18 protein-coding genes and 6 tRNA genes are annotated in these 19979 nt (G+C 32.2%); 5 read left to right on the forward strand and 19 right to left on the reverse strand.

Annotation, left to right across the window (positions count from 1 at the left end; translation table 11 throughout):
• Window positions 1-118: 118 nt before the first annotated feature.
• The 4 genes from mgtE to yjbM are packed head-to-tail and all read right to left on the reverse strand — an operon-like array spanning window position 119 to window position 3859.
• Window positions 119-1486 carry a magnesium transporter gene (gene mgtE / locus AC1RPK_RS07350; protein ID WP_481761981.1) on the reverse strand — a complete coding sequence of 456 codons (1368 nt, stop codon included), beginning with the start codon at window positions 1484-1486 and terminating at the stop codon, window positions 119-121.
• Window positions 1487-1503: 17 nt separating this feature from the next.
• Window positions 1504-2397, reverse strand: a complete 894-nt coding sequence (locus AC1RPK_RS07355; protein WP_481761982.1) for an RluA family pseudouridine synthase — start codon at window positions 2395-2397, stop codon at window positions 1504-1506.
• The gene (locus AC1RPK_RS07360; protein ID WP_481761966.1) at window positions 2387-3190 is read right to left on the reverse strand and encodes an NAD kinase; all 804 of its coding nucleotides are present in this window, start codon (window positions 3188-3190) and stop codon (window positions 2387-2389) included. Before AC1RPK_RS07360 ends, AC1RPK_RS07355 begins: the two co-directional genes overlap by 11 nt.
• 39 nt (window positions 3191-3229) lie before the next feature.
• On the reverse strand, window positions 3230-3859 hold the full coding sequence (yjbM, locus tag AC1RPK_RS07365) for a GTP diphosphokinase (RefSeq protein WP_481761967.1): 630 nt from the start codon (window positions 3857-3859) through the stop codon (window positions 3230-3232).
• A 252-nt stretch (window positions 3860-4111) separates the two neighbouring features.
• Here yjbM and AC1RPK_RS07370 point away from each other — a divergent pair, with 252 nt between their 5' ends.
• Window positions 4112-4729 (forward strand): DsbA family protein, encoded by a 618-nt coding sequence (locus tag AC1RPK_RS07370; protein ID WP_481761968.1) that lies wholly within the window; start codon window positions 4112-4114, stop codon window positions 4727-4729.
• Between the two features lie 44 nt (window positions 4730-4773).
• Here the strand turns inward: AC1RPK_RS07370 and pepF are convergent, their stop codons facing one another.
• The 5 genes from pepF to AC1RPK_RS07395 form a co-directional block, all read right to left on the reverse strand.
• Window positions 4774-6594: an oligoendopeptidase F gene (gene pepF, locus AC1RPK_RS07375; protein WP_481761969.1), complete on the reverse strand. Its 1821-nt coding sequence runs from the start codon at window positions 6592-6594 to the stop codon at window positions 4774-4776.
• Between the two features lie 48 nt (window positions 6595-6642).
• Complete coding sequence (locus AC1RPK_RS07380; protein WP_481761970.1) at window positions 6643-7785, reverse strand: competence protein CoiA; 1143 nt, start codon at window positions 7783-7785, stop codon at window positions 6643-6645.
• Window positions 7786-7851: 66 nt separating this feature from the next.
• Window positions 7852-8526: an adaptor protein MecA gene (locus AC1RPK_RS07385; RefSeq protein ID WP_481761971.1), complete on the reverse strand. Its 675-nt coding sequence runs from the start codon at window positions 8524-8526 to the stop codon at window positions 7852-7854.
• Between the two features lie 167 nt (window positions 8527-8693).
• Window positions 8694-9092: a transcriptional regulator SpxA gene (gene spxA / locus AC1RPK_RS07390; protein ID WP_481761972.1), complete on the reverse strand. Its 399-nt coding sequence runs from the start codon at window positions 9090-9092 to the stop codon at window positions 8694-8696.
• A 405-nt stretch (window positions 9093-9497) separates the two neighbouring features.
• Window positions 9498-10235: an MBL fold metallo-hydrolase gene (locus tag AC1RPK_RS07395; protein ID WP_481761973.1), complete on the reverse strand. Its 738-nt coding sequence runs from the start codon at window positions 10233-10235 to the stop codon at window positions 9498-9500.
• A 91-nt stretch (window positions 10236-10326) separates the two neighbouring features.
• On the opposite strand from AC1RPK_RS07395, the gene AC1RPK_RS07400 reads away from it, so the two are divergent.
• Window positions 10327-10836, forward strand: a complete 510-nt coding sequence (locus tag AC1RPK_RS07400; RefSeq protein ID WP_481761974.1) for an antibiotic biosynthesis monooxygenase — start codon at window positions 10327-10329, stop codon at window positions 10834-10836.
• Window positions 10837-11016: 180 nt separating this feature from the next.
• Here AC1RPK_RS07400 and AC1RPK_RS07405 read toward each other — a convergent pair whose 3' ends face one another.
• Both AC1RPK_RS07405 and AC1RPK_RS07410 read right to left on the reverse strand, forming a co-directional pair.
• Window positions 11017-13053 (reverse strand): ABC transporter permease, encoded by a 2037-nt coding sequence (locus AC1RPK_RS07405; RefSeq protein WP_481761975.1) that lies wholly within the window; start codon window positions 13051-13053, stop codon window positions 11017-11019.
• Window positions 13050-13805 carry an ABC transporter ATP-binding protein gene (locus tag AC1RPK_RS07410; RefSeq protein ID WP_481761983.1) on the reverse strand — a complete coding sequence of 252 codons (756 nt, stop codon included), beginning with the start codon at window positions 13803-13805 and terminating at the stop codon, window positions 13050-13052. Before AC1RPK_RS07410 ends, AC1RPK_RS07405 begins: the two co-directional genes overlap by 4 nt.
• Before the next feature lie 140 nt (window positions 13806-13945).
• On the opposite strand from AC1RPK_RS07410, the gene AC1RPK_RS07415 reads away from it, so the two are divergent.
• The 3 genes from AC1RPK_RS07415 to AC1RPK_RS07425 are packed head-to-tail and all read left to right on the forward strand — an operon-like array spanning window position 13946 to window position 16245.
• Entirely contained in the window at window positions 13946-14620 is a 675-nt protein-coding gene (locus tag AC1RPK_RS07415; RefSeq protein ID WP_481761976.1) for a response regulator transcription factor, read from the forward strand.
• Window positions 14621-14629: 9 nt separating this feature from the next.
• Complete coding sequence (locus AC1RPK_RS07420; RefSeq protein WP_481761977.1) at window positions 14630-15676, forward strand: sensor histidine kinase; 1047 nt, start codon at window positions 14630-14632, stop codon at window positions 15674-15676.
• Window positions 15677-15687: 11 nt separating this feature from the next.
• Window positions 15688-16245 carry a M15 family metallopeptidase gene (locus AC1RPK_RS07425; protein ID WP_481761978.1) on the forward strand — a complete coding sequence of 186 codons (558 nt, stop codon included), beginning with the start codon at window positions 15688-15690 and terminating at the stop codon, window positions 16243-16245.
• 47 nt (window positions 16246-16292) lie between these two features.
• Here AC1RPK_RS07425 and nrdG read toward each other — a convergent pair whose 3' ends face one another.
• The 8 genes from nrdG to AC1RPK_RS07465 all read right to left on the reverse strand — a co-directional run bounded on the left by nrdG (window position 16293) and on the right by AC1RPK_RS07465 (window position 19977).
• Window positions 16293-16883 carry an anaerobic ribonucleoside-triphosphate reductase activating protein gene (gene nrdG / locus AC1RPK_RS07430; RefSeq protein WP_481761979.1) on the reverse strand — a complete coding sequence of 197 codons (591 nt, stop codon included), beginning with the start codon at window positions 16881-16883 and terminating at the stop codon, window positions 16293-16295.
• Window positions 16858-19032 (reverse strand): anaerobic ribonucleoside-triphosphate reductase, encoded by a 2175-nt coding sequence (gene nrdD / locus AC1RPK_RS07435; RefSeq protein ID WP_481761980.1) that lies wholly within the window; start codon window positions 19030-19032, stop codon window positions 16858-16860. Before nrdD ends, nrdG begins: the two co-directional genes overlap by 26 nt.
• A gap of 422 nt (window positions 19033-19454) precedes the next feature.
• Window positions 19455-19538: transfer RNA gene (locus AC1RPK_RS07440), tRNA-Leu, on the reverse strand.
• Between the two features lie 12 nt (window positions 19539-19550).
• Window positions 19551-19621 (reverse strand) — tRNA-Cys (locus AC1RPK_RS07445).
• A gap of 33 nt (window positions 19622-19654) precedes the next feature.
• Window positions 19655-19727 (reverse strand) — tRNA-His (locus tag AC1RPK_RS07450).
• A 12-nt stretch (window positions 19728-19739) separates the two neighbouring features.
• A tRNA-Trp gene (locus tag AC1RPK_RS07455) sits at window positions 19740-19813 on the reverse strand.
• Between the two features lie 8 nt (window positions 19814-19821).
• Window positions 19822-19902: transfer RNA gene (locus AC1RPK_RS07460), tRNA-Tyr, on the reverse strand.
• Window positions 19903-19908: 6 nt separating this feature from the next.
• Window positions 19909-19977, reverse strand: a tRNA-Phe gene (locus AC1RPK_RS07465).
• Between the last annotated feature and the right edge of the window lie 2 nt (window positions 19978-19979).

Consider the following 19979-nt stretch of genomic DNA (forward strand, 5'->3'; position numbering starts at 1 on the left):
GGACATACAAAAATCCCTCCATGATTATCGGATGAAATTATATTATTTCATCTGACAACCATAAAGGGATTATTACATCACTCAATCTGAAGTTGTTGGAACCTTTTTAAGTTTTTCTTTAAGTCGCAATAAAAAATTTTAAGAATACTTGTGCAATACTAAAATAAATTAACACAGAAGTTAAATCACTCAATGTCGAAATAAATGGCCCTGATGCAACTGCTGGATCAACACCAATTTTATCCATTAAAATTGGTATAAAACTACCCGCTAAATTTGCCACCGTAATAGCGCACATCATTGCAAGTCCTATCACCATCCCGAGAACAAAGTTACCCTTCCAGAGTCCGACAATTAAAGTGACGGAAATACCCGTTACAACCCCAATTACTAATCCAGTGAAAACTTCACTTATAATTAGTCTAAGCACACTTTGTTCATTGTCATCTTTTACAGCTAGGCGTCGAACAGCAACAGCTAAACTTTGTGTTCCGGCATTACCGGCCGTTCCTGTAATCAATGAAATGAAGACAGCTAAAATACTTGCTTCACTCAGTAACCCTTCAAAATGACTAACTAAACTTGCCGTTGACATACCTAAAAATAATAACGTTATCAACCATGGCAAACGTTTTGATGCTGCTTTAAATGGATTTTCTGTTTGATCTTCAGTATCGACACCGGCCAAACCAGAGTAATCCTCAGCCGATTCTTCATCAATAACATCAATAATATCATCAACAGTAATCACACCAATTAATTGTTCATCATAATTTGTAACTGGCATTGCTAAAAAGTTATAATCCCGAATCATCTTGGCAACGTCTGCTTGATCGTCATCAGCTTTAACAGACATAACTGGTGTCGTCATGATATCTCCAATTAACGCCTTCTCATTACTCATTAATAAATTACGTAATGTTACAATCCCCATCAAACGCTGATCATTATTAATAACATAATCATAGTAAATTGTTTCCGCATCACTTGCTTCTTCTCTTAAAGTACGCATTGCAGAACTCACTGTTTGATCTGAGGTTATTGAGGCAAAATCAGTTGACATAATAGCACCAGCTGTCTTATCTTCATAATGCAGCAGACTTTTTATTTCATAGGCCTTATCTTTATCCATCAGACCTAAATATCTCGCTAATTTATGCTGATCCAGTTGTCCCAACAGGTCAACCTCATTATCAGTGTACATATTATCTAATAACTCAGCCACATACTTTAGAGACATTTCATCAAAATATTTAACAACATCTTCCGGATCATCTTCAGCGGCATCAAATGTGTCACTCAATTCCTTAGGCGTCAGGTACTGATACACCTTTTGGCGTTGCTCTTTATTAAGCACTGAAAAAATCTCAGCTTGCTCATAAACATGCAAATCTGTAAATTCATTGTGAAAATTATATTGTTGATTCTTTTCAAGCGAATCAATAATTTCTTCAGTTTTTATTTGGTTATATTTTTCTGTATCCACCATGATGAATACCTCGTTTATTTTTTATTTATAAATTTTTGCATATCCGATGCAAGGTGACTCTGAACATTTATCTGTTCATGTGTAAATGGTTGATAAAACTCAATTTCACTACAGTGTAGCGCTTGGCGTTGCATTGGCATAATTATATGCCCACCATACAATGTATCACCAACTAAGGGATGCCCTGTGGATGCAAAATGAACACGAATTTGATGTGTTCTCCCCGTATGTAATTGGATTTTATATTGACTAATACCTTTTACAGATTTCTCTAACCAATACTCAGTTAAAGCTACTTGACTACCTTCCCCATGGCCAACCTGCCTCTTAATGAATGATTCTGGATCACGCATAATTGGCTCATCAATTGTCCCATGCGGAGTTTCAATCTGTCCTTCGACAAATGCTGTATAGTACTTTTTAATTAGATGATTTTGTAACTGTTGATCCAATAAAGCGTGAGCAAATCGATGTTTAGCAAACAATACTAACCCACTCGTATCACGATCAAGTCGCGTCGCAATATGTGGAATAAAATCATTTAAATGTCGATTTTGATAATAGCCTGCGACACGATTAATCAAGGTATCCTCCGGATGTAAATATGAAGGAATTGAGGCAACATGTGCTGGTTTATTAATAATTAAAAAATCGCGATCTTCAAAAACGATATCAATTGGTACAAACGATTTTTTTAATTCATTTTTATTTTTCTCAGCTGGTAGAACAATACTCACTTTATCATTTGTTTGAATGAAGTCAATTGCCCACTGCTCGTTATCGTTGACTAATAGCTTACCACCACAATACTTAAGCGTTGCAAGTAATCGCCTAGATACACCTTCATTTTTCAGAAAAGTCTTCACTTTTTGAGGAGACGTCCCTGTATACTGCCAATCAATCTGCATAATCACTACCAATAAACGCCTCATTTACACGTTTCCAGAAATTATTATGTCGATATTTGGCAAAACAAATGTGTTCCTTCGCTATTTTATATTTAATTGCCTTAATTTGCCGATTATGATAGATTTCTTGGTCTATACTAAAAACAAAGTCACTGCTTTGTGTTGGTTTCAGTGTAATCCAATCATTTGAAGCCACAATAACTGGTGAGCTTAGCGTCCTAAACACACGATTGTTAATAGACGCAATTTCTGCCATTTGTATTGACTCGAGTTCGGGATGAATAACCGCTCCACCAACCGATTTATTATAGGCAGTAGATCCAGTAGGCGTAGAAATGCACAAACCATCTCCACGAAACTTTTCAAATAACTGATCACCAATATAAACATCCGTTACCATTGTATTGTTAATCCTTTTTAAGGTTGATTCATTTAATGCAAGAAATCTTTCTGATTCTGCATCAAAATAATCAACTTTAACATCTAATAATGGATAATTAATTGATTGTTTATTATCTGATTGGAGACTAGTAACTAAATCTGAAATTTCATCATCTCGCCAATCCGTATAAAAACCTAAATGCCCTGTATGTACGCCAACAAATCTAATGTTTTCAAGGTTATCTTGGTAATGTTTGAAAGCAGAAAGCAAAGTTCCATCCCCACCAACCGTAATCACAATTTCAGGATGACTATTATCAATTACGATATGTGCATCCGTTAGTTTTTGATACAGTTCTTTACCAACTTTTTGCGATTTTTCCCCATCATTTTCGAAAATAGCAACTTTCATTCGTAACCCTCTTTTCCTGACGCCCATGATACCTAATGTTTATTTTTTGTTTAAACCCTTACCATAAAATAAATGCTGCGCTTCTTGAATCTCTTCTCTAATTTCGGACATTTCAGTGTCTAATTTAAACGCAGCCTCTGCTGCCCGTTCGAGCCGTGCATTTAATTGGCTAGGAAATTCTCCTTGATATTTATAATTTAAAGAGTGCTCAATCGTTGCCCAAAAATTCATAGCTAACGTGCGAATTTGAATTTCAACAAGTACATTTTTTTCTCCATTTATCATTTGAACCGGGTACTTAAGTACAATATGATATGAGCGATAACCGCTCGCTTTTTTATTAGTAATGTAGTCACGTTCTTCTACAACGGTCATATCATTTCGAGAACGTAATAAGTCAACAACCTGATAAATATCATCAACAAATTGGCACATAATGCGAATACCCGCAATATCTTGCATGTCAGTTTCTAAACGTTCTTCAGAAATTTGACGTCGTTCAATTTTCTCTAAAATACTATCAACTGATTTAACCCGACTTGTCACAAATTCAATTGGCGAATGTTGACCAATACCCGTGAACTGTTTTCTTAAACCACGCATTTTTATTTTCATTTCTGAAACGGCCTGTTCATAGGGTCTAAAGAAATATTTCCAATCTTCTACCATTTTATCACTCTATTCTATTATTCAATTTACTCATCTCATTTTAGCATAAATTAGTGATTCAGTTCCGAATTAACCTCACAATGTTACCAAATCTTTCAAAAAACAAGTAATTTTAATAATATCTGTTATTAATTAAGTGTTAATAATTGAAAAAAAAAAAAAATTTGGTAAAGTGGTAATAGTTATTAAAACAGAAATGAAATCAAACCCCACACGATTTTAAATCTAATCACTATAATTGGAGGAGTACTCTTGCTAGAAATTTATTTATTTGTCAACCCATTAGGTACAAAATGCTTCAAATCTGAACAAAAGGTTTTAGACTTTATTCGTCTATCTCCCCAAAAAATCTCATTCCAATTTGTACCCATGTTAAACATCCAAACAGTGCACAATGTCATGATTGAAAAAAATCTTGATACACGTAACTTAGCGCTTCGAAATGTGTTATCTGGGTCAATTTACCAAGCCGCTTTAGATTATAAAGCAGCTCTTTTTCAAGGAAAAAAACGTGGACGTGATTTCTTAATGGCAATTCAAGCGGCTTTAGTTCAAGATAGCACTTGTTACTCAGAAGAGCTCATTCAACGAGTTGCTAAAGAAGTTAACTTAAACTGGGAAATGTTTAATGAAGATAGACATTCAGTGTTAGCAAAAAAATCATTTAAAAATGATCAAAAAATTGCCAATGATATGAACGTTACAATGCATCCCACAATCGTCATTAATAATATTGATGGTCTAGACTGTGGTGTATCCTTCCCAGATGCTGATTTAGTAGATATTTCGAAAGTTTGTGCTGGTGATTTTAATATTCAAAATGACTTACATCAAGCAATTAACCCTCAAAACCAACTATACGTTTTATAAAATAAAAATACGTAGCTTAGTTTTTTAACTAAGTTACGTATTTTTTATTTCTCTAAGATTTGAGGTAATAATGCCTCTAATTCATTCAATCTTGCTTCAAATACAGCAAATGCGTTAACTAGATATGCTGACTTAGTCATATCTACACCTGCTTTTTTCATGACATCAACTGGAAAATCTGAACTCCCAGCTTTCAAATAATTCAAATAGTTTTCTAATGCATCAGGTTTTCCACTAGTGATTCCCTCAGATAAAGTGGTTGCAGCAGCAAACCCTGTTGCATATTGATAGACATAATAATTATAATAAAAATGCGGAATTCTTGACCATTCCATTGCAATTTCTGGATCACGTTCTAAACTCTCTCCATAATATTTTTGATTTAAATCAGCATAGTATTTAGACAGTTTATCAGCCGTTAGTGGGTTTCCAACCGCGTCTTCCTCATGAATCCAATGTTCAAATTCTGCAAATTGTGTTTGACGGAAGATAGTTCCTTTAAACCCGTCTAAATAATAATTAAGTAAAAATGCCCTAACCTTAGGATCTGTTTGAGTCTTTAATAAATAATGTGTTAACGTATTTTCATTAGTTGTTGACGCAATTTCTGCTAAAAAAATTGGATAATCACCATACAAATAAGGCTGATTATGATGCGTATAGTAACTATGAATACTATGTCCCATTTCATGTACCAATGTATAAAGATTATTTACATTATTTTGCCAGTTTAATAACATATATGGTGCTGTATCATACATACCTGATGAATAGGCACCACTTCTTTTACCTTGATTTTCAACAACATCAATCCAACGGTTATCAAATGCCTCTTGAACATGACTTAGATAATCAGGTCCCATTTTATCTAAGGCTTTTAATGCCTCACTTTTCGCTTCATCATACGTGTAACTTAGTGCGGGTTCGCCTGTTATTGGTGTATATAAATCGTATGAATGTAATTTTTCAACTTTTAAAATTTTCTTACGTAATGCAACATAACGGTGTAACAACGGTAAATTCTTATTAACCTGCTCAATTAGTGTATTGTAGACAACTTCAGGTATCTGATTATTTGATAATGACGCATCTCTGGCACTTTTATAATGTCGAACTTGTGCACTATAGTTATGAACTTTAACATGGCTTGAAAGTGTTGAAGCTAGTGTGTTTTGAAATTGACCATAGACTTCATATAATTTTTTAAAGGCCTGTTCTCTAACACTTCTAGAAGTTGATTCTAGAAGGACCCCATAAATACCTTGTGATAATTGAACATCATTACCTTGTTCGTCTTGAACAACTGGAAATTTCAAATCAGCATTGTTCAGTATTTCAAACGTTTTAGAAGAGGCGCTAAATATATCCCCTGCTCCAGCTAAGAGCGTTTCTTCAGCATGCGAAAGGACATGATCCTTCTCCAATAATAAACTATCAAAAAAATGACGATAGCCTTTTAAATCAGGATTATCAGACATAAATTGCTTTAAAGTATCCTCTGGTATCGCAATAATTTCAGGTTCAAACCAAGAAATAGCAGCCGATACCTTAGCTGCCAAGGCGCCAGCCCTTGAATTTAAAGCTTGATATGTTGAATTTTCTGTATCTTGATCATTTTTTAAATTCGCATACACGTATACTTTTTCGAGCATCCGTTCAAGCGCCAAAATAGCTTCTAATCCACGTAACATTGTTGTACTATCTTGACTCAATGTACCTTTAAAGTTAGCGATAGTTACTACAGATTCTTCAATTTTTTTGTAATCCTCTTCAAATAATGAATCTGAACCATATATTTTTTCTACATCCCACGTTAAATTTTCTGGTACCTCTTCACGCTTTGGTAATTGCTTAGCTACTGTCATAAAAAGCCTCCGAATATCGTTTATTTACTCCTATAAGATAACATATTTTTAATCAAAATTTGAAATAAATGTATGCCTCAACTGTAAATTTTCCATTTTTAGCGATATATCACTGGACCATACAATCTGATTGTCAATTCGATAATTTTCGGATTCTTTAATTGGTATTAAAATATGATTTTTAATTAAACCCTTAATATATGCATTATTAACTTGTTTAATTGCTAGATGACCAACAAGTGGCATTTCAAAAAGAGTTTTTGTGATTTTTTGTTGCAGGTTAAATAATAACTCAAGCTCTTTTTTCGAAATAACATCAGTGGTATATTTTTGCAAATCTAAAATAACTCGAATTCTCCAAAAAAAGTCATCATGTCGATAGATTGGCGGAAGACGCGTCTGACTCAAGCAATATATCGGAAATCCCATAAAATAATATCGCTGCATGTAGCAAAAATCAATCTGTTGCTTTAAATAATGATTCAAATAATAACAATTTTTCTCTAACTTAGTCAATTGACGGAACAAGTCTGCTGGTGACAAATTCAAAGTTTTATTCCTACAATTATTTTTGATAAATACCATTAAGTCTGTTACATCATTAAATACTTTTGTGCAGTAACGAATACCATATAAATTTTCAAACCATAATTCATAATTTAAAATTAAACACTGTCGCTCAGTATCGATAAATACTAAGAAATAACCAATATTTTTATGGAAATTTATAAACATTGCTTGTTGTTGTGTTAATTTTTTATTTAAACGATGTTTCATCCCTAGAATCCAAAAAATACGATACCCATTTTGTTTATAACCGTCAGTCCTTTTGTTAAAATCTTTTAGCGTCAACGGACTGCATTGGTACTCTACGACTAACTGGCTATTTTTTAAATTTATTAAAACATCCGGTCGTTGCTTTAGTTTAGGCAAATATTGCTCAATATCTGCTCTTTTATGTCTTTTTTCTGCCCACATTTTAATTAAATTTTTCCCTGTGACATGTATTTTCGTTTCACCTTCTGAAAAAAAATGACATGACTTTTTAAAATGAGCAAAATGAGCTTGTTTTTGCGGGCCTTCTTTAAAGACAACACGCTCTCCGCAACCAGGACAAAAATATTTATTGTTTTGCTTAAAATTTATTGCGCATACCAACTCATCTACGTGTTCTTGTTTTGCAAATATCATTCAAATTACCCCTTGTTACAATTTAAATACGCAAAAAAACAAACTAACCTTTTTCGATTAGTTTGTTTATTTAAAGTATCTTCTTGCCTCAGAGAGTGCGTCAGATGACATAATCTTTTTACCACGTTCTTCCATAAATGGTCCTGTCGATGAGACAACCTGTGCATACTCTAATGCGACAGCTATATCATTTTCGATTGTTTCTTTTGTTGTATTATCTTTATCAAAAATTAGTTCTAAAAAATATTTATTTTGGACTTTAAATAAATTGCTTTGTGTATTTGTTGGTCTAAAAATTTTAGCTAATTGAATAAAATCTTCGAAGTCCCCAAATTCAAACATTCTTGTTTGAGCAGATTTTTTATAACCCGATCCAACAGTATCTTGTGAGTCATTGTCACTGTCTTCAAGCTCAGCTAATCTATCTTTTATAAAGCTTCCTAGATCATCATTCTCAGATAAATCAGAAATGTTTATTTCTTTCGGATTTTGCGTCTCGTCTGGCTTTCCACGACTGATAAATAACTCCAAGCCATCTCGATTAGGTAATACCTGGAAGGTAACTGCTTCATTATTTTCAAATTCATGTTCCGTGTCTACTTCGCGTAAAATACTATAAAAGAAATCTTCAATTTGAGTTCTATTACCTAATAAATCTAAAACAGTAATACCTCTTTTAGATAAATCTTCATCTTCAACTAAAACACGAATTGTATTTTCATTTATTTTTTCCATTTTCATTACTAATCACCCATCTTTCTGATAACTTGACCTTAATTCTATCTAAAATTTACTATTTGTAAAGTAGTTTAAACTAAATAAAAAAAATTCAGGAATGCGTCTTCCTGAATTTTACCATGTTACCTTATTAAAAACTAATGTTTCAATATTATTTAATTTTAAATTAATTAAAATCCAGCAAGTAATTGTGCCTTTTGTAATTCTAAAGCACGTACATCCCTTGGTAAGAAGCGACGAATTTCGTCTTCGTTATATCCAACCTGTAATCGTTTTTCATCTAGAATAATAGGACGACGTAATAAACCAGGATTATCTTGAATTAATGAGAATAATTCTTGAAGTGGTAAATCGTCTAAGTCCATATCTAGTTCCTGATAAACTTTTGAGCGTTTAGAAATAACTTCTTCTGTTCCATTTTCAGTCATTTGCAAAATTGTTTTAATTTCATCAATGTTGAGAGGCTCAGAAAAAATATTACGTTCTTGGAATGGAATATTATTTTCCTTAAGCCATGCACGTGCTTTTCGACAAGATGTACAACTTGGTGAAGTATATAAAGTTACCATATGCGCTCTCTCCTTTTAATAAAAAATTTATCAATTCCTATAAAACAATTGTAACTTATTATCAAACAAATTACTACCATTTTATTAAAAAAATTTACTAATTAATATTTTTACTAATAATACATTTAATTCATTTGTGTTCATTATTAAATGATTAAATGACATCATTTTTGATATTGTTTTTTATATTTCGAGTATGATATTACATATATTTTATAGTTATTATTATTTATTGAATGAAAAATAATTTGCTATCTCAATTATTTAATATACTTTACACTCGATATATACTTACTAAAAGTACGTAACACGCACTTAATCGTTTATTTGCAACAATCTTATCATTATTTTATTTTTCAAAAAAAAGATACATATTGTTAAAAAAATTTAACAATATGTATCCGATTACAAAATTAGTTCTAAATATTTTTTTGCGAGTATTATATCGATATTATTGCCAGCTGATAATTCAGCTTGTTCTTTTAATAATTCGTGGGAACCATTTGCTGGTAAATGCGTTAAAATTAATCTTTTAGCATTATTTAAACGAGCAAACTTTCCAGACTCGGTAGATGTCATATGCCATTTTTTGCCAATTTTATCATCAAAAAAGTTTGTATCGGTCATTAATATATCTGCATTTTGACTAATTTCATTTAATTTTTCGTCATACGCCGTATCAGCTGTAAAAACAAAGACCTTCCCAGTTGCCCGTTCCGTTATTCTCATAGCATATGTAGGCACTGGGTGAATTGTTTCTAAAAATTCAAAAGTAAAAGGCCCAATGTCTATAACTTCTTTATTCTTATATCCTATTCCAATTGTCGCATTTGCCCAAGTTAATTTTGCTAATGCTTCTTGATCAATAGATGGCCCATAAATAGGAAGTGGTTGCTTCACTTGTTCACCGTTAATCTGCCAGCTATACTGTAAAACGCCGACATCTGCGATATGATCCTGATGATAATGTGATAAAACAACTGCATCTAACTTCAAGGAATCTAGTTTAGGTTCTAGACTAAGCATTGCTCCACTTCCACAGTCCAACAATAAATTAAAACCATTACTCTGAATTAAATATGAACTAGTTCCAACTGTATGGGCAGGATAACCCCCATAGAATCCTAAAATTGTCAACTTCATTTTTAATTGTCCTTCCTGTTACTTTTGACTCTATTATACCTTTTTTTGGGCTATACTTAATAATGAATTAAAGTAAATGGGAGATGTATCTTTGTTAAATCATATAAACACAGCATTAGGCGCTGAATATTTTTTAAAGTCTATAATTCGAAATAATCCATCCCGATCATTTATTCTACTTAATCCAATTAATAAGTACAATAATTCTTACTTATTAGACACATCAGATGATAATTCTATTTTCTACTCTGGATTAGACTTCCGTGTTCGATATCATGTAGGAATGGATTCATGGCAAGGTTTTTATCATTTTAAATATATTACTTTGAGCGATGAAGAAAGTAAAGTTTACTTAGCTCAAGTACAAACTTTTATTAATGAACAAACAAAACCAACTGGTATCATTTCTTTTTACACATTACAGTCTTTATCTAAAGGTTATAATTATGTTTTTTTAACAATTTGGAAGCAACAATCTGATTTTATTAATTGGCGTAAAACGTCAAATTATAAACAGTTAAAGTACTATGAAAGTGAGTTTCAAATTACTCCCATAGACGCAGTGTATTCTGTTAATGAATTAATTAATATAAAAGATTAATCCAATTAGTTAAAAACAATCCGTATTCCACAAACGATATTAATAGCTAATTAATGACTCAAACAAGTCATTAATTAGCTATTTTTTTACAATAGTTATTCCCCAAAAATGTTTAATTTCCAACCAAAAAATAGCCTAAAAAGTTTTCTAACTTTTAGGCTATTAATCATTTAACCGTTCTTAAACTCTGTTATTTATTATCCGATTCAACACTCTCACGGTAATTAAAAATAAGCCTAAATACATCACATAGAAGGTCCCCCAGAAGAAAATGAGAACATTTAGGTTAGGTTGATCAAATAATGCGACATAAATATTAAAAGTAAATATTGCTTCTATCGATCCTAAAATAACCGGAATTAAAAATAAACTGGCTGTTTGCTGATAAATAATTCGCTTAATCTCTTTTTTGGTCACACCTAGACTTTGCATTAGTGAATAAGTTTTTTGATTTTGTCTAAGATCTATCATTTGTTGTAACATTAAAATACTACAAGTTGCTAATACTAAAATAATACTAATAAAACATGCTATATAAATATAAAACCCATCTAATTCGTTAACATTTTTTTCAACTTGATTTCTCACACCCAAATTTCGATAATGGTAGTTTGACTTAATTTGATTAGAAAATTTATAACGGACATTCGATAATGTTGTCCCTGTCTGCTGCAAATAGGTCTGTTCTTTAGATTGATTATCTAATTTATGTCCGAAATCATTTTTAGATTGTGCAAATTCCTGATAATTTTTAATATTAATAGCTGTAAGTCCATATTTTGTGTTGCTATCAACACGTTTGTAGACACTATCTTTAACAATTAACAAATTTTGAATGTAATGTATTTCACCATACGGAAACGTACTTAAGTATGTTTTTATCTTTAATTTGTTCATTGATTTTTGCTTAAATTGAATGAGCTGGTTATCATCATTAATTTGATATCTTGCTAACTTGTGTAAAATCATAACTGTCTCATTCGATTTAATCTTAATCGGTTCTAAATCATCTTGAATTTTACGCGCATGATTATAATCTGTTTCTGACATTATTGTAATTGGCACAATTTTAGCTTCACTTTGATTATTTGCTTTTAATTGAACACTTGTTTTCATCGGTACAATTTTAAGATGTCCACTTACTTGCTGTTTCACTATTAAATTGTTTTGTTTTAATACTTTTTTTACAGTTTTTAAATGATAATCGTCCGTAATAAAATGAGCTGGTGCCACTTGATCAATTGTTTTTTGGGAATATGAATACAACGTAGCCACTCCAATAAATACAGATAAAGAGAACATTATTAATAAAGTCATTAAACTTAAGATGACCTTATTTTGTCTTAAACTGACTTTTAAATTAGAAAAAGCAAGTAGCCTACCACCCCGATACATAAAATGTCGCCATTTTTGTATCATACTTATCATTATCGGCACCAAATAATTAAAAATCAAAAGAGTCCCTAAGATAATCATAATTGCAATAATCAATACTGCTAAAAAATAATCATTTTTACGTAACCAAACATTAAAAATAGGTCCCAAATTTTCAAAATTTACTGCCATAAATAAAGGTACAATAATAAAAAAGATACTAATGATAGCCATAAATCGTTTAAATGGTCCAAATTTTTCGACACTGGCATTATCACTATTTTTAAACAATGAAACTAATTGTTTACGATAAATAACACTTGCATTAACAGTTGACATCATTAAAAAGATAACGTTAAAGATAACTATTGTACTAATTAAACTATGCCAAGATATAATAATATTGGTATCTGCCACAATAAACATAGCCCTCAACAAAATCATAGCAAATAATTTAGAAAAGATCGCACCAACCACTAAACCAATCAGTAATGCTATATTACCTAGAATTAAATTTTCAATAAATAGCATTGTCGCAATTTCTTTTTTTTTCACTCCAAGAAGATGGTAAACAGCAATTTCTTTTTCTCGCCGTTTCGCCACAAAAAGATTAGTGTACATCATGAAACAAGCAATAAAAATCAAAATTAAAAAACTACTAATACGTAAAGTAACAGAAATTGGTAACTCTACGCGCGCATTTTGTGTTAACTCTTTGTTAATTGACATTGACAAAAATGAAAAATAAACTGTAACTGCTATCGCACTAGCAATAATGTAAATTAAATAATCCCATAAACTGCGCCAAATACTTTTAAAAACAATATTCACTAGTGGTTTCATTGCTTTCCCCCACCAATAGCTGCTTGCATATCAATTATTTTTTGGAAAAATTCTTTTCTAGAGCCATCTCGCCTAATTTCGGCAAAGATATTCCCATCTTTAATAAAAATAATTCTTTTACAATAACTAGCTGTAAATGCATCATGAGTTACCATCATGAGCGTCATCTTTTGCTTTTCATTCACGTCTGTTAAATACTTCAATAGTTCCGTAGCTGCTTTTGAATCTAGACTTCCTGTCGGTTCATCTGCGAATAACATTTTGGGTGCCGTTATAATAGCTCGTGCAACTGCAACCCTCTGCTGTTGACCAATTGAAATTTCATTTGGAAAATGTTTTAAAATATTATTTAAATTTAAAATATTAGCAATATTAGCAAGTTTTGCCTCAATTATTTCTACATTTACTTTATCCAATGCTAAGGGCAAAATTATATTTTCCTTGATAGTCAACGAATTAAGTAAATTAAAATCTTGAAAAATAAACCCTAACTGTTGTCTTCTAAACTCAGACAATTTTTTTTCATTATATTGTGTTATATCCTGGTTATCTATTCTAACATGTCCAAAAGTTGGCTTATCAATAGTCGACATCATATTTAATAACGTCGTTTTTCCTGCACCAGATGGTCCCATAATACCAACAAATTCTCCTGAATCAATTACAAACGAAATATTATCAATTGCAGTCGATCTATTAAACTTCATTCCATAAATTTTTTTAACGTGATCTACTTCAATAAATGTCATAATTTCATTTCTCCTATTACCAAGTATTATCCTATATATAGGATAATTACGCCAATATTTATTTACGCTTTTTATCTATTTGAATTTAATGCTAAAAACCGGTATTGTAGGGTAAATAGTTCTTACTTTAAAGAGGTGATAATATGTTTAGTATAATGATTGTTGAAGATGATAAAACAATTGCCAACATTACTGCAGATAGTCTAGCAAAATGGCGATTCAACCCTATTTTAATTAATAATTTTAGTGAAATTGATCTTGAATTCATTGAAAAAAAACCACATTTAGTTTTATTAGACATTAATTTACCCGATTTTGATGGCTTTTACTGGTGTAAAAAAATCCGTGAAATATCAAATGTACCAATTATATTTATCTCAAGCCGAAATACCAATATGGATATGGTTATGGCAATGAATATGGGTGGCGATGACTTCGTAAATAAACCTTACTCAATGGAAGTTTTAGTTGCAAAAATTTCTGCATTATTACGACGCACTTACAATTACGCAGAAATGGGACCAGAAACACTCGAGCATAATGGCCTTTTTTTGAATTTACAAAATGGAACTGCAAAATTTAACGATAAAATTATTGATTTATCAAAAAATGAGTACCAGTTACTGCAATATTTAATGCGTCAGACAGGGAAAATTGTTAGCCGTGAAAAATTACTTCGAGAACTCTGGGAAGACGAACATTTTGTTGATGACAATACGTTAACCGTTAATATTAATCGCGTTCGTAAAAAAATAGCACAAGCTGGATTACCCAATTTTATCGAGACAAAGGTAGGACAAGGTTATCTTATCCCTTAGGAGACACTAATGACATTTTTTAAGTACATTTCAGATAGAATTACAACAATCATCTTTTTCCTTCTAGTTATTCTCTTAATTAATCTTGTATTGTGGTTTGATCCATTCCATAACATTGTTTTATCTACATTATTATATATAGATATTCTGGTAGTTATTATATCAAGTATTTTTGTTGTAACACGTTACTGGATTAATCATCAATGGTACCAAAAATTTAAATTACCAATTGATCCAGCAACAGCAGATTTATTGATTCCTATTAATGGTGCACATTCCAATGAACAACGTTTATATCAGGGTTATGTTAATGCCCTATTAAACAATCATCAAATACAAATAAATAATATCTTGTCTAAACAACAAGAACAAGAGGATTTTTTAAATGCTTGGATTCATGATATTAAAGTTCCCTTAGCTGCTATTCAGTTACTAATTGAAACATCTGATGGCAAGCTATCTGAAAAACAAGTCATGCAAACTGAAATTGAATTAAAAAACATTGAAAATTTTGTTGAACAAGTGATTTATTATTCTCGTTTAGATAGCTTTTCAAATGATTATTTAATTCAAGATGATTCACTAAAAAAAGTAGTTAATCTTGTCATTCGGGATAATATGAACTTATTTTTTTCAAAACATATTCGTTTCGTTTTTAACAGTACAGATATTTCCGTTCTAACTGATTCAAAATGGCTACGTTTTATCTTAAATCAAGTGATTACCAATTCATTAAAATACACACCAAATAATGGTGAAATCGTTATTTCTCTTAAAGATACTGAAAAAGAAACGATATTAGCCATTAAAGATAATGGCATTGGTATCCCGAACGCAGATTTAGCTCGCGTTTTTGACAAAGGATTTACCGGGAATAACGGGCGTCAATTCAACCAAAATGCAACCGGATTAGGCCTTTATTTAGCAAATCAACTAAGTCAAAAATTAGGTCACCAATTAGAAATTGAATCTCCAAAAAATGAAGGTACTACAGTTAAAATTATATTTCCTAAACTTTCTTATTATAATGATGAAATGGGCGAAATTCTTCGCTAGGAGGGTCTATCATGTTATCAGAAATTGAACTCGGTTTTACAAATATTAAAGATATTGATCCTAATATTATTGTAGATTTACGCTATGCTACAAAAGACAACTTTACTAACCAAATTATTTATGACTTTTCTACAGCAATCGCTAGAACAGGAACAGCTAAGAAACTTGGTATCGCAAGTCAATTACTCAAAACTCAAGGCTATCGTTTAAAAATTTGGGACGCCTACAGACCAGTCTCTGCTCAAAAAAAATTATTTGACGTTTATCCCGATCCTAATTTTGTAGCGAAGCCAAATCCTAATTTCAGTCATCAAAAAGGCGTGACATTTGATTTAACTATCTGTGATATGGATGGCCACGAGCTTAACATGCAAAGTGAATTTGACGACTTTTCAGAACGAGCTGGAAGAAATTATAAACGAACACCTCAACAACAAATAAATTACGATATACTAAATAACGCTATGATAACTGCTGGTTTTATCGGATATTCTGAAGAATGGTGGGACTATAGAGATTCTGATATGAATGACTATTCACCACTTATCGCGAATCCAAATGATTATTAAAAAAACTTGTCACAACACCTTACATACAAGGTATTGTGACAAGTTTTTTATCTTAACAATTTATCCCAGAGAATAACTTCACCCGCAATTAATGATTTTTGAACATCAATAATTCTTTGATTTGAGCTACCTCTAAATTGCAAAGTTAAATCTTTTTTTGGTAATTCGAATCGACCGTCGACTAAAATATCAATCTTTGAAAGTAATTCAAGTTTATCATCAGATTCAAGCATTAATTCATCCCATGTATAACCAGTCCAAGACCAGATATCTTTCGTCCATCCATAAGTATCATGAATACGATTCACTAAGCTTAAACAAACCTGCGTGTTAACAAAAGGCTCTCCGCCTAATAAAGTTAATCCTTGGCAATAGTCTTCGCTTAAATCAGTTATTATTTGATCTTCAAGCTCTTTTGTATATGGTGTCCCATATCTAAAATTTTGCGCTGCCTTATTATAACAACCCGGACAAGCAAATAAACAGCCACTAACGTATAAACTACAACGAACCCCTTCACCATCAACAAAATTAAATGGTTTATAAGATGCAATATACTGTTGGCTTAACTCACTGGCAATCCATTCTTTAGGTTTCGGATTTCGTGGTGCTTTAACTCTCTTTTGTCGTTCCATCATCAACCATTCCTAAAGTCATATTTTTAACACGAGAAGCAATTTCTTTATGACGTCCATGAACCATCGGACGTTGCTGTGGATTACCTAAGTATCCACATGTCCTTTTAACAACATCACATGTTTTTGGATCATGATTTTGACATTTAGGGCATTCAAATCCTCGTTCAGTTGGGTTAAATTCACCATCAAAACCACATTTATAACAATGATCAATAGGGGTATTAGTTCCTAAATAGCCGATTTTATCATAAGCCCAATCCCAGACTGCTTCTAAAGCCTTAGGATTTTGACGTAAATTTGGGTATTCACAGTAATGAATAAATCCACCTGATGCATATTTAGGATATTCCATTTCAAACGACAATTTTTCAAACGGAGTTGGATTTTTCCTAACGTCATAATGAAAACTATTTGTATAATATTCCTTTTCTGTAACATCTTTAATTTCACCAAATTTTTCAGTGTCTAATACACAGAAACGATCTGTTAAGGATTCACTAGGAGTTGAATAAACACTAAAATGATAATCGTATTCATCTGACCAATCTGTACAATACTCCTTGAGGCGTTTAACGATGTCAATCGTAAAATTATGCGCCTTTTCATTTTTTTCCCAATTAGGTCCAAAAAAAACAGTTCCAACTTCATATAGTCCAATATAACCTAATGAGACCGTAGCGCGACGATTCTTGAATAAATCATCAACATCTCCGTCTGCTTTTAACCTTTCGCCAAAAGCACCATGTTGATATAGAATGGGTGCATTCTCTGGGATAGCTTCCTTGACACGGTTAACTTTAAAGACTAATGCCTCTTTACAAACCTGCATCCTCTCTTTAAAGATATCCCAAAATAAATCAATATTACCTTCGGATTCCAAAGCAATTCGTGGTAAATTAACTGTAACAACGCCTAAATTCATACGCCCAGAATTGACTTCATTACCATTTTTATCTTTCCATCCTTGCAGAAAGCTACGACAGCCCATAGGTACCTTGAAACTGCCCGTAAGCTCTTTTATCTTGTCATACATTAATATGTCAGGGTACATTCTCTTCGTAGCACAATCAACAGCTAAGGCCTTAATATCGTAGTTAGGGTCCCCATGTTTAAAGTTTAAATCCTTTTTTATTGTAAATACTAATTTAGGAAATATTGCCGTACGATGCTCACGACCTAATCCTTTTATTCTAATTTTTAAAATTGAGATTTGAATTTCTCGTTCAATCCAACTTTCACCCAACCCAAAACCTAACGTAGTAAACGGCGTCTGTCCTTGCGAAGAGAATAAAGTATTGATTTCATACTCTAATCCTTGCATGGCATCATAAATATCTTTGCTTGTTTTAAGTTTAGCAAATTCTATCTGTTTTATTGGATTCCCAATCCATACTTTTGCATCTATTAAATGCTTCTTATAATTTAATTCAGCAAATGGCGCTAGTAACTCATCCACCCTATCTGCAGAACAACCACCATACTGACTTGAGGCTACATTAGCAATAATTTGTGCCATTTGCGCAGTTGCGGTCTGAATTGAATGAGGACTTTCAACTTCAGCATTTCCTATTTTAAATCCATTTGTTAACATCTCTTTAAAATCAATCAGACAGCAGTTAGTCATAGGACTCCAGGGTGTGTAATCTAAATCATGATAATGAATTGAACCACGTAAATGTGCTTTAGCTAGTGATTCAGGCATTAATTTTAATCCCAAAGTTTTACCCACTGTCCCAGCCGTCAAATCACGTTGTGTATTGAATACATTGCTATCCTTATTAGCATTTTCATGAACAATTGTATCATCTTTATTTAATAATTTATCCAAACGACCAGCTGGATCAGTTTGCTCTTTCCACAATTTTTCATCATTTATTCTATATTCCTGAAAGCTATCCAATGCATCACGGTAGCCTAATTCACGATATGTAGCTATAACTAAGCCATACATCGTTTGGGCATTAATTTTTTGATAATTACTTAATTTATGTAATAGTAATTCCTGATAGCTTTCTTGATTTTTTTTACTATTTAATCGACGCAAAGTACTACTTAAAACTTTACGTAATGCAAAATCAACTTTTCGACCATCACGCTTTTCAAATATGTCAGGCACTTGCATATCTAACTTTACCTCTACTTTTTTCATAAGTGACCTTCCTTTTCTTACAGCAATAAATATATGTTACTTGATTATCCTCTTAAAAACAACAATATATAGTGTACAACAATATATACTATCTATATATTGTTGTACACTATGATTTACTATCAAGATGTTTGAAATGTAATTAAAAAGTTAGACGTATATATATCAGTTAAAAAATTATTATATGATTTCAATACCAGAATATTTTATACACTTAAAAATTTATACCAAAAAAACTCTAATTATTAAGTGATTAGAATTTTCATACTATTATCCACCAACAACAGTTGACGAAGAGCCAAAAAAGTTCAACAAAAGCTCAACTTTCTATAATTTCGTATTATTCTTCATAATTTAGCGTACAAAAAAAGCCCAATCAATGGGCTTTCATGTTTTCTAATACTCTCTATAATACTTAATAATACCGGTGATCGGGGTCGAACCGATACTCCATTGCTGGAACTGGATTTTGAGTCCAGCGCGTCTGCCAATTCCGCCACACCGGCATAACTCGTGTAAGGCGGTAACCGGATTTGAACCGGTGATGAAGGTTTTGCAGACCTCTGCCTTACCACTTGGCTATACCGCCATATTAATTATTACTTGATATAACCTTATAAAAGGCGACATGTGGGAATCGAACCCACGCGTGCCGGAGCCACAATCCGGTGCGTTAACCACTTCGCCAATATCGCCAAAACAAAAAATGGCAGGGGTAGTAGGAATTGAACCCACACTGACGGTTTTGGAGACCGTAGTTCTACCTTTAAACTATACCCCTATAAAAAATGGAAGAGAGTGGATTCGAACCACCGAACCCGAAGGAGCGGATTTACAGTCCGCCGCGTTTAGCCTCTTCGCTACTCTTCCAATAAATGGCGCAGGACAGAATCGAACTGCCGACACATGGAGCTTCAATCCATTGCTCTACCAACTGAGCTACTGAG

It is taken from the genome of Dellaglioa sp. CoH-55-MRSF-6, from assembly GCF_056782215.1.

Excerpts from the sequence above, each read along its gene's own strand:
- AC1RPK_RS07355 (WP_481761982.1), bottom strand. The coding sequence starts at position 2,397 with ATGCAGATTGATTGGCAGTATACAGGGACGTCTCCTCAAAAAGTGAAG.
- AC1RPK_RS07360 (WP_481761966.1), bottom strand. The coding sequence starts at position 3,190 with ATGAAAGTTGCTATTTTCGAAAATGATGGGGAAAAATCGCAAAAAGTT.
- yjbM (WP_481761967.1), bottom strand. The coding sequence starts at position 3,859 with ATGGTAGAAGATTGGAAATATTTCTTTAGACCCTATGAACAGGCCGTT.
- pepF (WP_481761969.1), bottom strand. The coding sequence starts at position 6,594 with ATGACAGTAGCTAAGCAATTACCAAAGCGTGAAGAGGTACCAGAAAAT.
- AC1RPK_RS07380 (WP_481761970.1), bottom strand. The coding sequence starts at position 7,785 with ATGATATTTGCAAAACAAGAACACGTAGATGAGTTGGTATGCGCAATA.
- AC1RPK_RS07385 (WP_481761971.1), bottom strand. The coding sequence starts at position 8,526 with ATGAAAATGGAAAAAATAAATGAAAATACAATTCGTGTTTTAGTTGAA.
- spxA (WP_481761972.1), bottom strand. The coding sequence starts at position 9,092 with ATGGTAACTTTATATACTTCACCAAGTTGTACATCTTGTCGAAAAGCA.
- AC1RPK_RS07395 (WP_481761973.1), bottom strand. The coding sequence starts at position 10,235 with ATGAAGTTGACAATTTTAGGATTCTATGGGGGTTATCCTGCCCATACA.
- AC1RPK_RS07405 (WP_481761975.1), bottom strand. The coding sequence starts at position 13,053 with ATGAAACCACTAGTGAATATTGTTTTTAAAAGTATTTGGCGCAGTTTA.
- AC1RPK_RS07415 (WP_481761976.1), top strand. The coding sequence starts at position 13,946 with ATGTTTAGTATAATGATTGTTGAAGATGATAAAACAATTGCCAACATT.
- AC1RPK_RS07420 (WP_481761977.1), top strand. The coding sequence starts at position 14,630 with ATGACATTTTTTAAGTACATTTCAGATAGAATTACAACAATCATCTTT.
- AC1RPK_RS07425 (WP_481761978.1), top strand. The coding sequence starts at position 15,688 with ATGTTATCAGAAATTGAACTCGGTTTTACAAATATTAAAGATATTGAT.
- nrdG (WP_481761979.1), bottom strand. The coding sequence starts at position 16,883 with ATGATGGAACGACAAAAGAGAGTTAAAGCACCACGAAATCCGAAACCT.
- nrdD (WP_481761980.1), bottom strand. The coding sequence starts at position 19,032 with ATGAAAAAAGTAGAGGTAAAGTTAGATATGCAAGTGCCTGACATATTT.